This is a genomic window from Thermogymnomonas acidicola (genome assembly GCF_014646795.1).
In the GTDB taxonomy this organism is placed as follows: domain Archaea; phylum Thermoplasmatota; class Thermoplasmata; order Thermoplasmatales; family Thermoplasmataceae; genus Thermogymnomonas; species Thermogymnomonas acidicola.
Genome location: NZ_BMNY01000001.1, coordinates 60,306 through 74,541, shown reverse-complemented (window position 1 = coordinate 74,541; position 14,236 = coordinate 60,306). Strand labels below are relative to the sequence as shown.

At 55.0% G+C, this 14,236-nt stretch carries 20 protein-coding genes and 1 tRNA gene; 2 read left to right on the top strand and 19 right to left on the bottom strand.

Going from position 1 to position 14,236, the window contains the following annotated elements; all coding sequences use genetic code 11:
- Position 1: 1 nt before the first annotated feature.
- From IEW66_RS00415 to IEW66_RS00360, 12 genes are all read right to left on the bottom strand, one after another.
- Positions 2-325: a hypothetical protein gene (locus IEW66_RS00415; protein ID WP_075056704.1), complete on the bottom strand. Its 324-nt coding sequence runs from the start codon at positions 323-325 to the stop codon at positions 2-4.
- 1 nt (position 326) lies between these two features.
- Positions 327-506: a hypothetical protein gene (locus IEW66_RS00410; RefSeq protein ID WP_188679355.1), complete on the bottom strand. Its 180-nt coding sequence runs from the start codon at positions 504-506 to the stop codon at positions 327-329.
- Positions 490-1,137 carry a V-type ATP synthase subunit D gene (locus tag IEW66_RS00405; RefSeq protein WP_229657395.1) on the bottom strand — a complete coding sequence of 216 codons (648 nt, stop codon included), beginning with the start codon at positions 1,135-1,137 and terminating at the stop codon, positions 490-492. Before IEW66_RS00405 ends, IEW66_RS00410 begins: the two co-directional genes overlap by 17 nt.
- Positions 1,138-1,142: 5 nt before the next feature.
- Positions 1,143-2,525, bottom strand: coding sequence for a V-type ATP synthase subunit B (locus tag IEW66_RS00400; protein ID WP_188679353.1), 1,383 nt, complete (start codon positions 2,523-2,525; stop codon positions 1,143-1,145).
- Between the two features lies 1 nt (position 2,526).
- Positions 2,527-4,281, bottom strand: a complete 1,755-nt coding sequence (locus IEW66_RS00395) for a V-type ATP synthase subunit A (protein ID WP_188679351.1) — start codon at positions 4,279-4,281, stop codon at positions 2,527-2,529.
- Positions 4,282-4,288: 7 nt separating this feature from the next.
- On the bottom strand, positions 4,289-4,618 hold the full coding sequence (locus IEW66_RS00390; protein WP_188679348.1) for a V-type ATP synthase subunit F: 330 nt from the start codon (positions 4,616-4,618) through the stop codon (positions 4,289-4,291).
- A gap of 2 nt (positions 4,619-4,620) precedes the next feature.
- Positions 4,621-5,682, bottom strand: a complete 1,062-nt coding sequence (locus tag IEW66_RS00385; protein WP_188679346.1) for a V-type ATPase subunit — start codon at positions 5,680-5,682, stop codon at positions 4,621-4,623.
- A complete protein-coding gene (locus IEW66_RS00380) occupies positions 5,683-6,249 on the bottom strand; it encodes a V-type ATP synthase subunit E family protein (RefSeq protein ID WP_188679344.1) in 567 nt (188 codons plus the stop codon).
- 6 nt (positions 6,250-6,255) lie between these two features.
- The gene (locus IEW66_RS00375) at positions 6,256-6,486 is read right to left on the bottom strand and encodes an ATPase (RefSeq protein ID WP_075056789.1); all 231 of its coding nucleotides are present in this window, start codon (positions 6,484-6,486) and stop codon (positions 6,256-6,258) included.
- A gap of 202 nt (positions 6,487-6,688) precedes the next feature.
- Positions 6,689-7,219, bottom strand: a complete 531-nt coding sequence (locus IEW66_RS00370) for a ZPR1 zinc finger domain-containing protein (RefSeq protein WP_188679342.1) — start codon at positions 7,217-7,219, stop codon at positions 6,689-6,691.
- Positions 7,216-8,262, bottom strand: coding sequence for a type 2 isopentenyl-diphosphate Delta-isomerase (fni, locus tag IEW66_RS00365; RefSeq protein ID WP_188679340.1), 1,047 nt, complete (start codon positions 8,260-8,262; stop codon positions 7,216-7,218). Before fni ends, IEW66_RS00370 begins: the two co-directional genes overlap by 4 nt.
- Positions 8,259-8,981, bottom strand: coding sequence for an isopentenyl phosphate kinase (locus tag IEW66_RS00360; RefSeq protein ID WP_188679338.1), 723 nt, complete (start codon positions 8,979-8,981; stop codon positions 8,259-8,261). The genes fni and IEW66_RS00360 overlap by 4 nt, the downstream gene beginning before the upstream one ends.
- A gap of 256 nt (positions 8,982-9,237) precedes the next feature.
- On the opposite strand from IEW66_RS00360, the gene IEW66_RS00355 reads away from it, so the two are divergent.
- Both IEW66_RS00355 and IEW66_RS00350 read left to right on the top strand, forming a co-directional pair.
- The gene (locus tag IEW66_RS00355) at positions 9,238-9,723 is read left to right on the top strand and encodes a hypothetical protein (RefSeq protein WP_188679336.1); all 486 of its coding nucleotides are present in this window, start codon (positions 9,238-9,240) and stop codon (positions 9,721-9,723) included.
- Positions 9,720-10,052, top strand: coding sequence for a winged helix-turn-helix transcriptional regulator (locus IEW66_RS00350; protein ID WP_188679334.1), 333 nt, complete (start codon positions 9,720-9,722; stop codon positions 10,050-10,052). The genes IEW66_RS00355 and IEW66_RS00350 overlap by 4 nt, the downstream gene beginning before the upstream one ends.
- A gap of 6 nt (positions 10,053-10,058) precedes the next feature.
- Here IEW66_RS00350 and IEW66_RS00345 read toward each other — a convergent pair whose 3' ends face one another.
- The 7 genes from IEW66_RS00345 to IEW66_RS00315 form a co-directional block, all read right to left on the bottom strand.
- On the bottom strand, positions 10,059-10,262 hold the full coding sequence (locus tag IEW66_RS00345; RefSeq protein ID WP_188679331.1) for a hypothetical protein: 204 nt from the start codon (positions 10,260-10,262) through the stop codon (positions 10,059-10,061).
- 2 nt (positions 10,263-10,264) lie between these two features.
- Positions 10,265-11,425, bottom strand: a complete 1,161-nt coding sequence (locus tag IEW66_RS00340; protein WP_188679329.1) for an ArsA family ATPase — start codon at positions 11,423-11,425, stop codon at positions 10,265-10,267.
- A 5-nt stretch (positions 11,426-11,430) separates the two neighbouring features.
- Complete coding sequence (locus IEW66_RS00335; RefSeq protein ID WP_229657394.1) at positions 11,431-12,423, bottom strand: polyprenyl synthetase family protein; 993 nt, start codon at positions 12,421-12,423, stop codon at positions 11,431-11,433.
- Between the two features lie 113 nt (positions 12,424-12,536).
- Positions 12,537-12,806 (bottom strand): DNA-binding protein Alba, encoded by a 270-nt coding sequence (albA, locus tag IEW66_RS00330; RefSeq protein ID WP_188679327.1) that lies wholly within the window; start codon positions 12,804-12,806, stop codon positions 12,537-12,539.
- A 95-nt stretch (positions 12,807-12,901) separates the two neighbouring features.
- A complete protein-coding gene (locus tag IEW66_RS00325; RefSeq protein ID WP_188679325.1) occupies positions 12,902-13,294 on the bottom strand; it encodes an Lrp/AsnC family transcriptional regulator in 393 nt (130 codons plus the stop codon).
- A 106-nt stretch (positions 13,295-13,400) separates the two neighbouring features.
- Complete coding sequence (locus IEW66_RS00320; protein WP_188679323.1) at positions 13,401-13,679, bottom strand: hypothetical protein; 279 nt, start codon at positions 13,677-13,679, stop codon at positions 13,401-13,403.
- A gap of 163 nt (positions 13,680-13,842) precedes the next feature.
- Positions 13,843-13,927: transfer RNA gene (locus IEW66_RS00315), tRNA-Leu, on the bottom strand.
- Between the last annotated feature and the right edge of the window lie 309 nt (positions 13,928-14,236).

The following is a 14,236-nucleotide window of genomic DNA, read 5'->3' as shown; positions in this document are numbered from 1 at the left end:
ATCAGGCCTCCAGGTACTTTTCTATGAGGTCCTTTACCAGGGCCTCAAGCTCGCGGTCTGAGATGTCCAGCTTCAGCGAAGATGCCCTTATGCTCGCACCGTCGATTATCTGGGATGCCTTCTCCCTGGCCTCCCTCTCCACCTGGTCAAGGTAGTCCTTGAGTTCTGCCTCCAGCCTGTTCTTGAGCTTCTCGTACTCCTCTTCCAGGGACTTCACGAGGGCGGCGTAATCGGCCTCCTTCTCCTTCCTGAAGTTCTCCACATCCCTGTCCGCCTCCTCCTCCCTCTCCCTGAGCATCTTGAGTATCTCCAGGTCATCCGGCATTTCAGATCACCCTTGCAAGTATGAACCCGATCACCGTGGCTGTGGCCACCAGGTTGACCAGGAAAACGGCTGTCCTGATCTTCATGAAGCTGCGCAGGGCCCTGTTTGCCTGAACCTTATCACTGGGGATCCGCACCTGGTACCTCTTCCACTTCTCCCACGGCTTAAACTGCTGGGCCATCCCTCTCCTTCTCTCCCATTTTCCTCTTTATGAACTTGAGCGTGGTGAACGTGTCCCTCTCCATCTCGTCCAGGTGCATCCTGATCATCTTCGCCGTCGAGACGAGCTGGGGGATCAGTATATTCTCTATGGCGTTTGACCTCCTCTTCGTCCTCTCTATCTCGTACAGGAGCCTCCTCATGGCGTTCTCCTTCTCCGCTATCTCCGTCATGAGGATGAAGACCCTCTCGAACCTCACTATTGCATCGTTCACTGCGGTTGGAACGGATACTGCCCTGTACTCTCTGGTGAGCAGGGTCTGGCTGTAGTTCACGTTGAGTTCCGGCACCTTAACGCCCATCACGTTCTTCAGGCCAACACCTACAGTGGAGTTTGCAGACATGTACGCTATCCTCTCCAGGGTCATCGTCCCAGAGAGGAGCTCCGCCATCCTTATTGTCTCCAGGGCCCTACCGACCTCTTCCCTGAGGTTCTCCCTCATCCCGCGCACTGTCCGGGCTATGTTGAAGAACTCCATCACCAGGGACGACCTCTTCATCTTCAGGAGGTCAAGGCCCCTGCGGGCCAGCTTGATCCTCCTGTTCATCCTGATGAGCTCGATCCTGGTGGGCCTGACGTCCAGTGACGGCATTCAGCTCACTCCCTCTTCCACCTTCCGTACTTCTGTATGAACTCCTTCTTCACCCTCTTCATCTCGCTCTCCGGCAGTGATGAAAGGAGCTCCCAGCCCAGGTCCAGGGTCTCTTCTATGCTCCTGTCCTCGTAGAGGCCCTGGTTTACGTATCTGGTTTCGAACATGTCAGCGAACTCAAGGTACTTCCTGTCGTTCTCGCCGAGGGCCTCAACGCCAACTATGGCACTGAGAGAGCGGAGGTCCTTGCCGTTGGCATAGGCGGAGTAGAGCTGGTCCGCCACACCCCTGTGGTCCTCCCTTGTCCTGCCCTTGCCTATGCCCTGGTTCATCAGCCTAGACAGGGAGGGCAGCACGTCCACAGGCGGGTATATGCCCTTCCTCTGCAGGTCCCTGGACAGGACGATCTGCCCCTCTGTTATGTAACCCGTCAGGTCAGGTATCGGGTTGGTTATGTCGTCTCCTGGCATGGTGAGGATCGGTATCTGCGTTATGGAGCCGTTCTTGCCCCTTATCTTCCCGGCCCTCTCGTAGATGGTGCTCAGGTCCGTGTACATGTAGCCGGGGAATCCCCTCCTGCCCGGCACCTCTTCCCTTGCAGATGAAATCTCCCTGAGGGCCTCGCAGTAGTTCGTCATGTCTGTGAGTATAACGAGGACGTGCATCTCCTTCTCATAGGCAAGGTACTCTGCAGTCGTCAGGGCAACCCTCGGGAGTATGATCCTCTCCATCGAGGGGTCAGACGAGAGGTTCAGGAACATTATGGCCCTGGAAATTGCGCCTGTGTTCCTGAATTCGTTTATGAAGTAGTTGGCCTCCTCGCTGGTTATGCCCATGGCCCCGAAGACAACGGCAAAGCCCTCGTCGCTGCCCTTGACCTTCGCCTGCCTGGCTATCTGTGAGGCCAGCACGTTGTGCGGCAGGCCAGAACCCGAGAATATAGGTAGCTTCTGGCCCCTGACCAGGGTGTTCATGCCGTCTATGGTGGAGATGCCGGTTTCGATGAACTCCGAGGGCTCTTCCCTGGAGTAGGGGTTTATTGCGTCACCAACGATCTCCACCCTGTCCTTGCTCACAATCTCGGGGCCACCATCAATGGGCTGGCCCAGGCCGTTGAAGATCCTGCCGAGCATGTCCTCGGAGACGCCTATCCTTGCAGTGGAGCCCAGGAAGCGCACACTCGTGTTCTTGATGTCCATTCCGGATGTCGGCCCGAAGACCTGCACGACGGCCATGTCCTTGCTTGTGTCCAGGACCTGGCCCTGCCTGGTCTCCCCATCCGGGAGCGTGATCTCCACCATCTCATTGTATGCTGCGTTCCCGACCTTCTCCACAAAGAGGAGGGGCCCTGAGATCTGGGATATGGACCTGTAGGTAACCTTCACCATCTCACACAGCCTCCGCCAGGGGTCTAACCTCTTCCTCTATCTCCTTCTCCAACTCCGAATAGTATTTCTCGAAGTCCTCCTCCCTTACCTCCTTCATCCTCGAGATCTTCTCCCTCACAGGCAGTGACTGCAGCTGCCTCATCTGTGCTCCCTTCTCTATGGCCTCTGTCTGTGCCCTGCCCATCTTCATTATCGCCTTGAGCATCAGGTACTGCTTTCTCAGAGAGCAGTACTGGTCGACCTCGTCGAACGCGCTCTGCTGGAGGAAGTCTTCCCTTATCATCCTGGCCGTGTCGAGCACCGCCTTCTCCCTCTCCGGAAGTGCGTCATAGCCCACCAGCTGGACGACCTCCTGAAGCTCTGCCTCCTTCTGCAGCGTGCCCATGGCCTCTGAGTAGATGAGGTTGAAGTCAGGGGCGAGGTTGGTGTCGAACCACTTCCTCAGGTCGTTCCTGTAGAGCGAGTAGCTGTTGAGCCAGTTTATGGAAGGGAAGTGCCTCCTGGAGGCAAGCGAAGCATCAAGTGCCCAGAACACCCTCGTTACCCTCAGGGTGTTCTGCGAGACCGGCTCAGATATATCGCCACCGGGCGGAGACACCGCACCCACTATCGTGATCGACCCGTACCTCTCCTCGTCCGCTATGACCTGTGCGTTTCCCGCCCGCTCGTAGAACTCGGAGATCCTCCTGCCAAGGTATGCGGGATAGCCTTCCTCTCCGGGCATCTCCTCAAGCCTTCCAGATATCTCCCTGAGGGCCTCTGCCCACCTTGATGTGCTGTCCGCCATGAGCGCTATGTCGTAGCCCATGTCCCTGTAGTACTCTGCTATCGTTATGCCCGTGTAGATGCTTGCCTCCCTGGCTGCCACTGGCATGTTGGAGGTGTTCGCTATGAGGATCGTCCTCTCCATCAGTGGCCTCCTTGTCTTCGGGTCAGTGAGTTCCGGGAAGGTGGTGAGTATCTCCGTCATCTCGTTGCCCCTCTCACCGCACCCTATGTAGACAACAATGTCCGCATCGGCCCACTTTGCGAGCTGGTGCTGTATCACAGTCTTTCCTGAGCCGAAGGGCCCCGGTACCGCCGCTGTGCCTCCCTTTGCGACGGGGAAGAACGTATCGACCACGCGCTGGCCGGTCACAAGGGGTATCTCGGGAGGCAGCTTCCTCAGCACCCTCCTTGGCACCCTCACTGGCCAGCTCTGCTTCAGCTTCACCTCCACCTGCTTCCCGGACGCGTTCAGGTAAGCCACTGTGTCGGATACCCTGAACTTGCCACCTGATATGTCCTTGACCTCACCACTGACGCCCAGGGGCACCATGATCCTGTGCTTTATTATGCCAGTCTCCTGGACCTCGCCTATGACCTGGCCCTGGGAGACCTTCTGGCCCTTCTTGACCAGGGGAACGAATTCCCACTCCCTGTTCTCGTCCAGTGGGGGTGCCGTGTACCCTCTCCTTATGAAGTCTCCAGTCTTGGCCCTTATGACGTCCAGGGGCCTCTGTATGCCGTCGTATATTGAGGTCAGGAGGCCTGGGCCAAGTTCAACCGAGAGCGGCCTCCCGGTCGTGACAACGCTCTCCCCTGGCCTTATTCCGCTGGTATCTTCATAGACCTGGATGGTGGCCCTGCCGGAGGAGAGCCTTATCACCTCCCCCACCAAGCCCAGTTCACCTACCCTGACCACATCGTACATCTTCACGTCCTCTACGTCCTCAGCGATCACAACAGGACCGGAAATCCTAACGATCTTGCCCAAAACCCCATCACCTTCCTATTTCCACGCCAAGAACTCTCTTGGCCAGTTCCGCCACGGATTCCTCCTCCTTCCCCCCCGGCAGGGGGATGAATACCACCAGTGGCCTGGTGGACATGTTGACCATGTTGAGCATTCGTCTGTCCATGAACCTCTGCAGGTTCTCGGAGAGCATTATGAGTGAGTACTTGCCGCTCCTGTAGAGCTCCTCGAACTTCCTAACTCCCTCCTCCCCTGTCCCTATGAAGGAGTCCTCTATGCCTATCAGCCTGAAGCCCAGTGCTATCTCCCTCTCAGCCACGATCGCAATGTTGCCTGAAAAAGAATCCTTTAACGGCATGCCTACCACCGGAGGATCAGTTTCCTCAGGCTCTCCTCACTCAGACCGTAGTGCTTTCCGAGTATTATAGTTCTGAGGTTCTCCCTCTCTACCTCCGACATAATCATGAAGTGGAACATGGAACCGAGGGAGAGCGACATTGAGGATATGACCGGCATGTACTTTGAGTAGACCTGCCTCCTCATCTCCAGGTCGAAGTGCAGCATGTTCCCGTCCTGCCTGAAGCTCTCCACAGCCGGGCCAAGGTCGAACTGGCCGTTGTTCTTCGCTATTTGCTCGACATCCTGTGACCTGTAGAGGTCGCTCAGCCTCTCCACGCCTATGTTCCCACCGGCTATGAGGCCCCTTATGATCCTGCTGAACTCAACCTCCATGGACTTGCCCTTGATCAGGACATCGAGGTTGTGCACATCTATCAGTTCCCTTACGAGCCTGAGCACCGGCCCTTCATCGCCATTGTAGAAGAGTATGGTGTTCAGGAGGTTTGTGTAATAGTACACATCAAGAGCAAAGAAGAGTACCGAGAGGTCCTTAGTTTTCCTGTACTGGTCAATCTGCGAGAGCATTGCTGTGCCGTAAGGCGTTGGCGAGAGAAAGTTTATGACGTCCTCCACGGAGCCCCTGGACAGCATGGCCTTGAAGTCCTCGTCCCTCAGCGTGCCGGCGAATATACCCATGGGCACGTCCCTGAAGCTTATGAGGAAAGCGTCGCTCTCCCTCAGAGGGTAGTCCATGAATTTGGATGAGAGTATCGACTTTATGTTCTCGATGTCCCACTTGGCAAGGTATGCGAGGACGCTGTTCTTGGAGGCAGGTGGCACGGCGAACAGAGCGATCCGGTTCTTCCTCACCAGCTCCCTGTTCACCGCTATCTCAAGCAGCTCAGGGTTTCTGTAGAGCGAGGCCAGGTGGTTGATGTGCTCCCCATACACAGTCCTTGCGAGCCTCCCCTGGATATCGTCGAGGTTCGGTGAGGAGATGAGGTCATCAATGAACTGCCGGGAGAGGAAATCAGGGTAATAGGCCTTGAGCTTTCCGTAGGTGCCAGAGTATGTGGAATCCATCTATTCACCGCTTATCCTCATGAAGAGATGCTTCTCTATCTCAGGCTTCAGGTCTTCCCTGATCCTGCTGGCAGTCAGGTTGAGTTCAAGGCTCCCATCGGGGCTCCTCGCGATTATGCCTGCACTTATACCGGGGTGCTCGGTGAGCTTGCCTGTCACAACGCCCTTGAGGAGTGCGAAGTCCTCCCTGGCACAGAGGACCTCCGCATCCGGGCCGATCAGGGACCTGGAAATGTCCACCATCTTCCTCAGGAGCTTGGGGTAGTCCCTGGATGCCCTGATGTTGTCCACGTAGAAGAGGGCCCTGGCCAGGGCCTGTTTGACCAGTTCGTCCTTCTTCTCCGAGACCATCCTCCTGGCCTGGACCAGGGCCTCGTCCAGGATCTGCTCCCTCTTCATGCTGCCCTGCTGGCTCTTCCTCTTCTCGTACTCCTCCACGGCCCTCCTTTTCCTCTCCTCGTTCTCCTGCTTTGCCTTTTCGAGGAGGCCCTCGTACTCAGACCTAATCTGCTCTATCTGCCTGTTCTTCCTCTCCTCGATTTCCCTTATGATGTCTTCAACTGTCATCTTCGATCATATGATGTGCAGGAGCAGTATCAGACCAAGAACAAAGCCTATGATCCAGAGCGTCTCCGGTATGACGAAGAATATAAGGACCTGACCAAACTTCTCCGGCTTCTCCGCTATGATCCCCATTCCTGCCGCTCCGATGCCCTGCTGTGCCATACCTGTGCCTATTAAGCCACCTGCTATTGAAATCGAGGCAGCAATAGCGAGTAACGCTGAAGTATAGTCAATGGCCATTAAAATCCACCGAACGATCATTCTTGAGTATTATTTAAAGATGTTTTTAACACGTTTATGTGTTCTAACTTGCCTCTCAAACCGTATATATTAAAAAGTTTTATATATATCTCTTCCGGTCATAATACGTATAATACCGGGAGGCTGCAGAGTTTTCCGAGTGTATGGCAGGAAACCACGCCACAGGGCTCGCTGATGGCCATCATGGCCCATCTGTGAGCATTACCTCCACAGCCCTGCTGCTCCTGATCGTGCTCTTTCCCGTAGGGTCGTCAATGACGAGTGTGAATGGCTTCACCCTGCCTGCAAGTATGTCGTCCAGATCCCTCTCGGCCTGCGATTCCCCGTAGTCCCTGAAGGCGATCCACATGTGCTCCCTTATCCTGGCCATGATACCCTCTATTGTCGTTATTTCTCCCGTGGACGCTATCCCTGGCTCTATCTCCGCGCCCATCTCCGGTATAGTTATCTTCCCCTCAGGTGACCTGTAGACTATGATGCGGAGGTCATCCGAGGACCTCACGCTTATCCACGTCCTCTTGGGCCTGCTGTCCACTTTCCTGATCGTATCGGTGTGCCTGTACTGGCAGGAAGGGCAGTAGTAGGTCTGTATGGTTATCTCTCCCTCGAAAGCGATCCTGGTCGTGTACCTTATGAAGTGAAGGTGGGTCCTGCACTGCGGGCACTCTATCTCGGTCTCCTCATCAGCCGGCAGCTCATCGTCAGGGTTCATACGGCCTCCATCCATGACCGCAGCGGCTCCAGGACAAAATACTTTACCCTCCTCAGCCCGTACGGCCTTGTCTGGCCGGTGAGGAACATCGCTATCTTAAGGTCCCTTAGGATGAATGACACCCTCTTGAATATGCTCTCCTGGGAGTCGTCAGCGCTCCTGAGGAGCGTCCTGGCGAAGCCGCCCGCAACTGCCCCTAGCATCAGGGCCTTTGCGAGGTCAAGGCCCGTCCTGAGGCCCCCGGAGCCTATCACCGGAATTCCGACGTCGCAGTACTTTATGGCGGCAGGGGACGGGATCCCCCAGTTCCAGAAAGAGAGGCCAGAGTTAGCCTTCTCCTCGTCGTTGGCCTTCAGGGCCCTGTAGTACTCGATTGCCGCGAAGGATGTGCCGCCTAGGCCCCCCACGTCGATGGCCCTCACGCCGGCATCCTTAAGCTCAAGTGCGTCCTCCCTCGAAAAGCCGTTCCCGGTCTCCTTGACAATGACCGGGTAGCTTGATGCGATCTCGCTGACCCTCTTCTTCACTCCCTTCCCGTTCCTGTCACCCTCTGGCTGTATCATCTCCTGCAGGAAGTTGAAGTGTATTATCAGGAAGTCAGCGTGAATCAGGTCCATGACGTAGTCTATGTCGGCGTCCCTGAAGGCCGGCTTGGCCTGGTCTATGAGCTGCGGCGCGCCTATGTTAGCGAACCTCACGGGTATGTTGAAATCGTTGATAACGGAGAACGAATCCGCCAGCTCCTTCTTCTCAACCGCAGCCCTCATGCTGCCGACCCCCATGGGTATGTTGAATTTCTCCGCAGCCGCTGCCAGGTTCCTGTTTATCTTCTTCGCTACCTCTACGCCCCCTGTCATCGATGATATTATCATTGGTGCGCCTATCTTCTTACCCAGGAAGTCCACGCTCAGGTCGATCTCATCGAAGTTTACTTCAGGCATTGCCCTGTGTATGATCTTTATGTCGTCCCAGAAGTTGTGTTCCGATTCCACCTTCTCGTTCTCCGCGATCCTTATGTGCTCCTCCTTCCTGTTCGATATCATTCTATCACCGTTCCCAGAAAAGCTCCGTTCTGGAGCAGCCTCTCGGGGAAATTACCGTTCATTATGACCACCCTGCCTGAGAACCTCTTAATTTCCAGGGCCTCCTTAACCTTGGCCCTCATACCGCCGGTGACGTCCCCGCTCCCGCCCAGCAATGCCCCCTCGCCCGAGAAGCGCGGTATCAGCCTGGCCCTGCTGTCCCTCTTGGGGTCGCTCTCGAATATGCCATCAACATCCGTCATGAAAACGGCCTCCTCCGGCCTCAGCATCTCCGCAAGGTCCCTCATTATCCTGTCCCCGCTGTATATGCCGCAGTAGTCCCCGGAGACGTATGTGTCCCCGAAGAGGACAGGCGTGAGCCCGGCCCTTAGCAGGGACGGCAGGATGGAGTAATCTACCGCGCCGTCCCTGTAGTGCTCAATGATGGAAAATGGGACTGCCGGTACGCCCCTCTTAATCAGGGCACTGGAAACCAGCGAGTTGAGGTCCACCATGTCCCTGTGAACTATGGCCACACCCATCCTGTTCCCCTCGTCCAGCCGGCCTGGAAAGCCAAACTCCCTCGCTTTTATGTGCCCGAAGGAGCCACCCCCGTGTACTATGACCATCTCACCCATGCCTGAGAGGACACCGGCGATCCTCTCTATCGTCTCCATTTTCGCTTTCCTGTATATGGCTTTGTCCGTTATTACGCTGCCACCGATCTTGAAGATCTTCAATGGACTGTTATCTTTTCCTGTAATTTATCTTTGCTAGTCTCTCCACATTAGGTGCAGATCCGATTGCTTGCCCTCTCTCAGGAGGGGTGCGTGTTGCCAGGGACACGGTGCAGGTACTGCAAGGGAAACCATCTGCGGAGTTCCAGTGGCGGGCTCTGCCACAACAGGCTCTGGCCCTCCGGGCAGTGGATCCTTGCTTCTGTGCACACCTGCCTGTGCCTGAGAAGTTAATTATACTTGCACGAGCCTATACACCGTGGCACAGATCAGGATAAAGGGCAGGCTCGAGAGCGTCTACAAGACCAGGACGGTGATAATAATATCGGCAGCGGCCACCGTACTGATAGTGAATAGGTACATAGATGCCTTCGGTGGCCTCATCATAGTCGAGAGGTTCCAGGCATTCTTCTCCCAGACGTCCCTCATAAGCTTCTATGGCAGCATAATAGGGCTTCTACTGGCAGCGTACGCCGTCTTCGTGACCATGATACCGAACTTCCACCATGAGAGCCTGAGGCAGCCCATCTTCTCGCAGGTGAACAGGCTCTTCTCCTTCACGATAATAGTGGGCATAGTGCTCATGCTCACCACCTTCACCGTGGGGGTGAGCAACGTTGAGCAGACCAGGTACTTCACATACCTCATGATATTCCTTTTCCTCTCACTGCTTGTGGGCCTCATATTCTGTGTCCTCACGCTGTCCGACATGTTCCAGATCCTGAGAAGGAGGGGTGAGAGGTGAGGGGAAGCAGGGAGAAGTCATGCTATGTCGAGTTCGAGGGCACCCAGGTGTGCATAGACCCTTTCCTGCCGGGCCTAAGGGTGCTCGGCCTGAAGTACAGCGCACAGATCCTGATCCTGTTAGGAAAGGACATAGGCATAAGGAACTTCAACGAGATCTCGAGGGACATACCGGAGGCGGGAAGGGTGCTCCTGGCCTCACGCCTCAGGGACCTCGAGAAGCAGGGCCTCATCGAGAGGCGGGCGGAGGGCGGGCACATCCAGTACAGCCTGACAGAAAAGGGGAGGCTTGTGAGGGAGGCCCTCATCAGGTTGATTATGGTCCTGTGATGTGCATCACTTTATCTCTATCTTCCTGACCTCTCCCTCACCTGAGCTCCTTATCTTCACGGGCGAGACCTCCTGGCCGGCCTTCATGATCTCCTCCGCGGCATTCATCAGGTGCCTTGCAACCCGCATCAGGGTGGAAGGCATCTGTGGCATCCTCAGGTTTATCTCGATTGTTATTGTCCTTCCGGTTTCCCTATCTTCCTTGGCCATGCCTATCCCATCGTTATATTAAGTTTGCCGTTAATAAACTCTGCTGCCACCGGTCTCTTTTCGGCCAGTGCCTGCGGGAGGTAAAACACCCTCCTCCAGTTGTCCACCTCAATGACAAGCTCCCCGCCCTTGTTGTAGAGGTTCAGCCTGTTCTTGTTAGCGAATGGCAGGCTCAGTTTGACCAGGTATTCGTCCCCGACCTTCTCGTACTCTATGCTCTTCCTTACCCCGAACTGCCTTGAAGGGTCCTCGCTCCCGTAGATCTTCCTGGCGAACGCCCTCAGGCTCTTCAGGCCTATGGGCTCCTCCTTCTCGAGCTCCACCCTGAACACCTTCAGGTCCGCAAAGGAAGAATCTATCTCTGCCAGCATCTGTGCCTGAAGCTCCCTCCATCCTTTGAAGAACTCGCCCGTGTCTTCCCCGTATATCTTGTTAACGACAAGGGCATCCACCGGGTAGCCGTAGAGCATCAGGTACGTGTAGGCCCTCTTTGTCTCGTTTAGAGACATCCTGTCAGGGTTGCACACCAGCCTTATGCTCGTTGTTTCAGGATCTGTGAGGAGGTTCCTGACCTCACGCAGGCTCCTGTACAGCCTCTCCAGGCTCTCGAACACCGAGTCCTCGGGAAGGGGTATGTTCACGAGGGGCCTTGCAATGGGCCTGAAGACCTTGGCAGTTGTCCTGCCTATGGGGAAGAGTTTCTCCATGTACCATGTCATGGCCTCCGGGAACGAGAGGAGCCTCAGCGACTCACCGGTCGGTGCACTGTCCATGAGGATGTAATCGTACTTCTCCGATTCGAAGTACTCCTTCACGTAGAGCAGCTGGGCCGCCTCGTCAAACCCTGGGAGGGTAGCTATCTCCTCAGCGGAAACAGGGTCAAGCCCCTGGGACTGGAAGAGGCCGGTCAGGTAGCCCTTCAGCTCCTGCCAGTGGTGGTTTATGGCATCGTTGACGCTTATCTCCTGGGCGTATAGGTTGGTGTCCACCTCCTTAATCTCCGGGCCGATATCCATCGCCAGGACGTCAGACAGGCTGTGTGCAGGGTCTGTGGATATGACCAGGGTCCTCTTCCCCATCTCCGCCATGAGCGCAGCCGTTGAGGCTGTTATGGACGTCTTGCCAACGCCGCCCTTTCCCGTATAGAGTATTATCCTCGCCATGGCAATCAGCTCATTGCCTCTATCCTCTCTATGACTATCATGGCCAGCTCCATCAGGAGGTTGAGGTCAGGCGATTTGCCTGTACCCCTGAGGCTCTCCATGGCCTTCTCCGTGTACTTCCTAGCCATGTCGAAGGAGTAGTCTATGGCATTCGTCTCTATGAACACGGACCTGAGCAGGTCTGGCTCTATCATGTCCTGGGCACCCCTCAGGGCATCCGTCAGGACCTTCCTCTTGGCAGAGCTGGCGTTCCTCAGCGCCACGATGATGGGAAGGGTTATGGCGCTGTGCCTTATGTCGGTGAGCACTGGCTTGCCTATCTTCTTCTGGTCGCCCACTATATCGAGTATATCGTCGGTTATCTGGAATGCCATCCCGAGGTTGTAGGCGAAGTCAGTGAGGTTCTTCCTGACGTTCTCCGGGGCACCTGCAGCTATCGTTGCGCCCAGTGCACAGGCCGCAAAGAACCTGGCAGTCTTGTTCTCTATGATCTTCAGGTAGGTCTCCTCCGGTAGCGAGAGGTTTCCTAGGTTTATTGCTTCGAGTATCTGGCCCTCGGCTAGCTTCGTAGATGCATCGGCCATGACCTTCGACACAACGGGCCCGTACCTCGAGCCCAGCTCGTAAGCCTTTGCGAACAGGTAGTCAGCGACAACGATGGCGTTGTTCACTCCTATCTTCACGTTCAGCGTGGGCAGGCCACGCCTGAAGGAAGCATTGTCAATTATGTCATCGTGTATGAGGCTGGCCGTGTGTATCAGCTCGTAGCCAGCTGCAAGGTCAAGTATGGATTCGTATGGCCTGTCACAGCCTATCTCGTAAGCGAGTATCGTGAGAAGTGGCCTGAAACGTTTTCCGCCCGCCTCAATTGTGTACCTGGCCCAGCTGTAGAGTTCCTCCTGCTCGCAATAAACAGTTTCCAGGAGCCTGGCGTTTATCTTCTCGATCTTTGTGGAAAGGTTCTTCTGCCACTCCAGGAAGTCACCCAGGCCATTCATGCTAACACTTTTAATATTACCAATGCCAATTTAACCCTTTGTAACAAAATGGTTGTGTTTTTGCCCGTTGATACAATAAAATATATTGGGCCACCCGGATGAAGGTGCCCAGATCACCTCGTGAGTGTTATCTCTATGGAGGAGACGTTGCTCTCTCCCCTCTCCCCGTGGAGGGTCTCGGTGTCGATCCTGATCTCCGCGTACTTTGCATCCTGTATGAACTTGTGCCTTGTGATCTCAGCTATGTCCACGGCCTTGCTGATGGCTTTGCCCCTGGCCTTTATTATTATCTTGTCCACATTGTTGTTAAACTGTGTGACAACGGCCAGCACGTAGTTCATTGTTGGCTTCTTTCCGACGAAGATCACGTTCTCCTCTGCCATGGTTGTACCTCCTTTGCCCTATCTTAAAAATGTATATAACCCTTAGCCAGTGCTCTCTGGACTGGACGGGCGGAAAAAAAGCGCACTGCGGCCACTCACTTCAGCCTTATCAGGGTATCTGTCCCCCTGACCCCGTCAATCGCCCTTATGCTGTCCACTATGCTGTTGAGCTCATCGAGAGAGGAGCAGTTTATCTTGACTGCCAGGTCCACCCTGCCGGAGTACTCGTATATCTCATCGAACCTCTTCCTGATCTCCTCTATGACGTTCTTGGTCTTCTTCGACTCCAGCCTCACGAGGATTATTGCGTCGACCCCCTCGTTCCCTGTAACGACTGTGAACTTCTTTATGGCCCCTGTGGCCAGCATCCTTGATATCCTCTTCCTCACTGTACCCTCGGAAACGTTCAGGATGCGGCCTATCTCTGAGTTTGAGAGGCGGGAATTCTCACGAAGCAGCCTGATTATCTGCCAGTCCTTGTCGTCCAAAGAACTTCATGCATAGATGTACATAGAATTAAAAAGAATTTCCACGGAAAATGCGAATGCATATTTAAATCTGGAGTATTTTTTCCGATACCTGCAGTTGCACTTCCTACCTGTACATCGTGGGCCCCTTGCTGTCGTCCTGTGGCCTCCTTCTCTGTATCAGCTCCGGCGGGACCTTAACCATCCTTATTATGTTTGTGGCCTGCACCATGTAGATCGGCAGACCTGTGTTCATGTCGTTCCCGTTTCTCATTATGGCCACGATCTCCATCTTAATCTGTATCACAGAGCCGTCCTTCAGCTTGACCGTTATCCACTCAGGCTCTTTCTCCGTCTCGAACTCCACAAGTTCTCCACCCGCAGGGAACCCACCGGGAAATGCCATAGTCTTGTAAGTTACCTGTGAGTTATAAAACTATGTCTTTCACGCAGCGCCTTTGGGATCGCACACGTAGGGAGTGGTACGGCAGCAATACCTTTTGCTCCTGCAATACTCATTTTATGTCCGCCGATACCAGGTGCGACTGCGCATCGATCCTAGGCGGCTATGCGAGGGGTGGGATTTGAACCCACGAACCCCTTCGGGACAGGATCTTAAGTCCTGCACTGTTGGCCAGGCTTAGTTACCCTCGCCCAGAGGATAATATGAATCGTGTATTAAAGGTTCAGACCCGCCCGGTGCTGGGTTTTTCAGGGGGTAGCCGGTGCCTTTTGTTTGACTCTTCCACTCCTCCCAGACAATATGTCACGGCTATCCTGATTCAAAGCATTGGTGTCTATCCATCACCATGCCTCCCCGATCACAGGGAAAACACGGGATGCGGATACTGGACCCCTTGTACCGGTAGTTATGTGAATACATTTGCGGCCTGATATGGGTGGCCTCCAGGGCCAACTGGCACATGCTGCCACCTCCAACCTGGGCCGAACGCACCCGAGCCG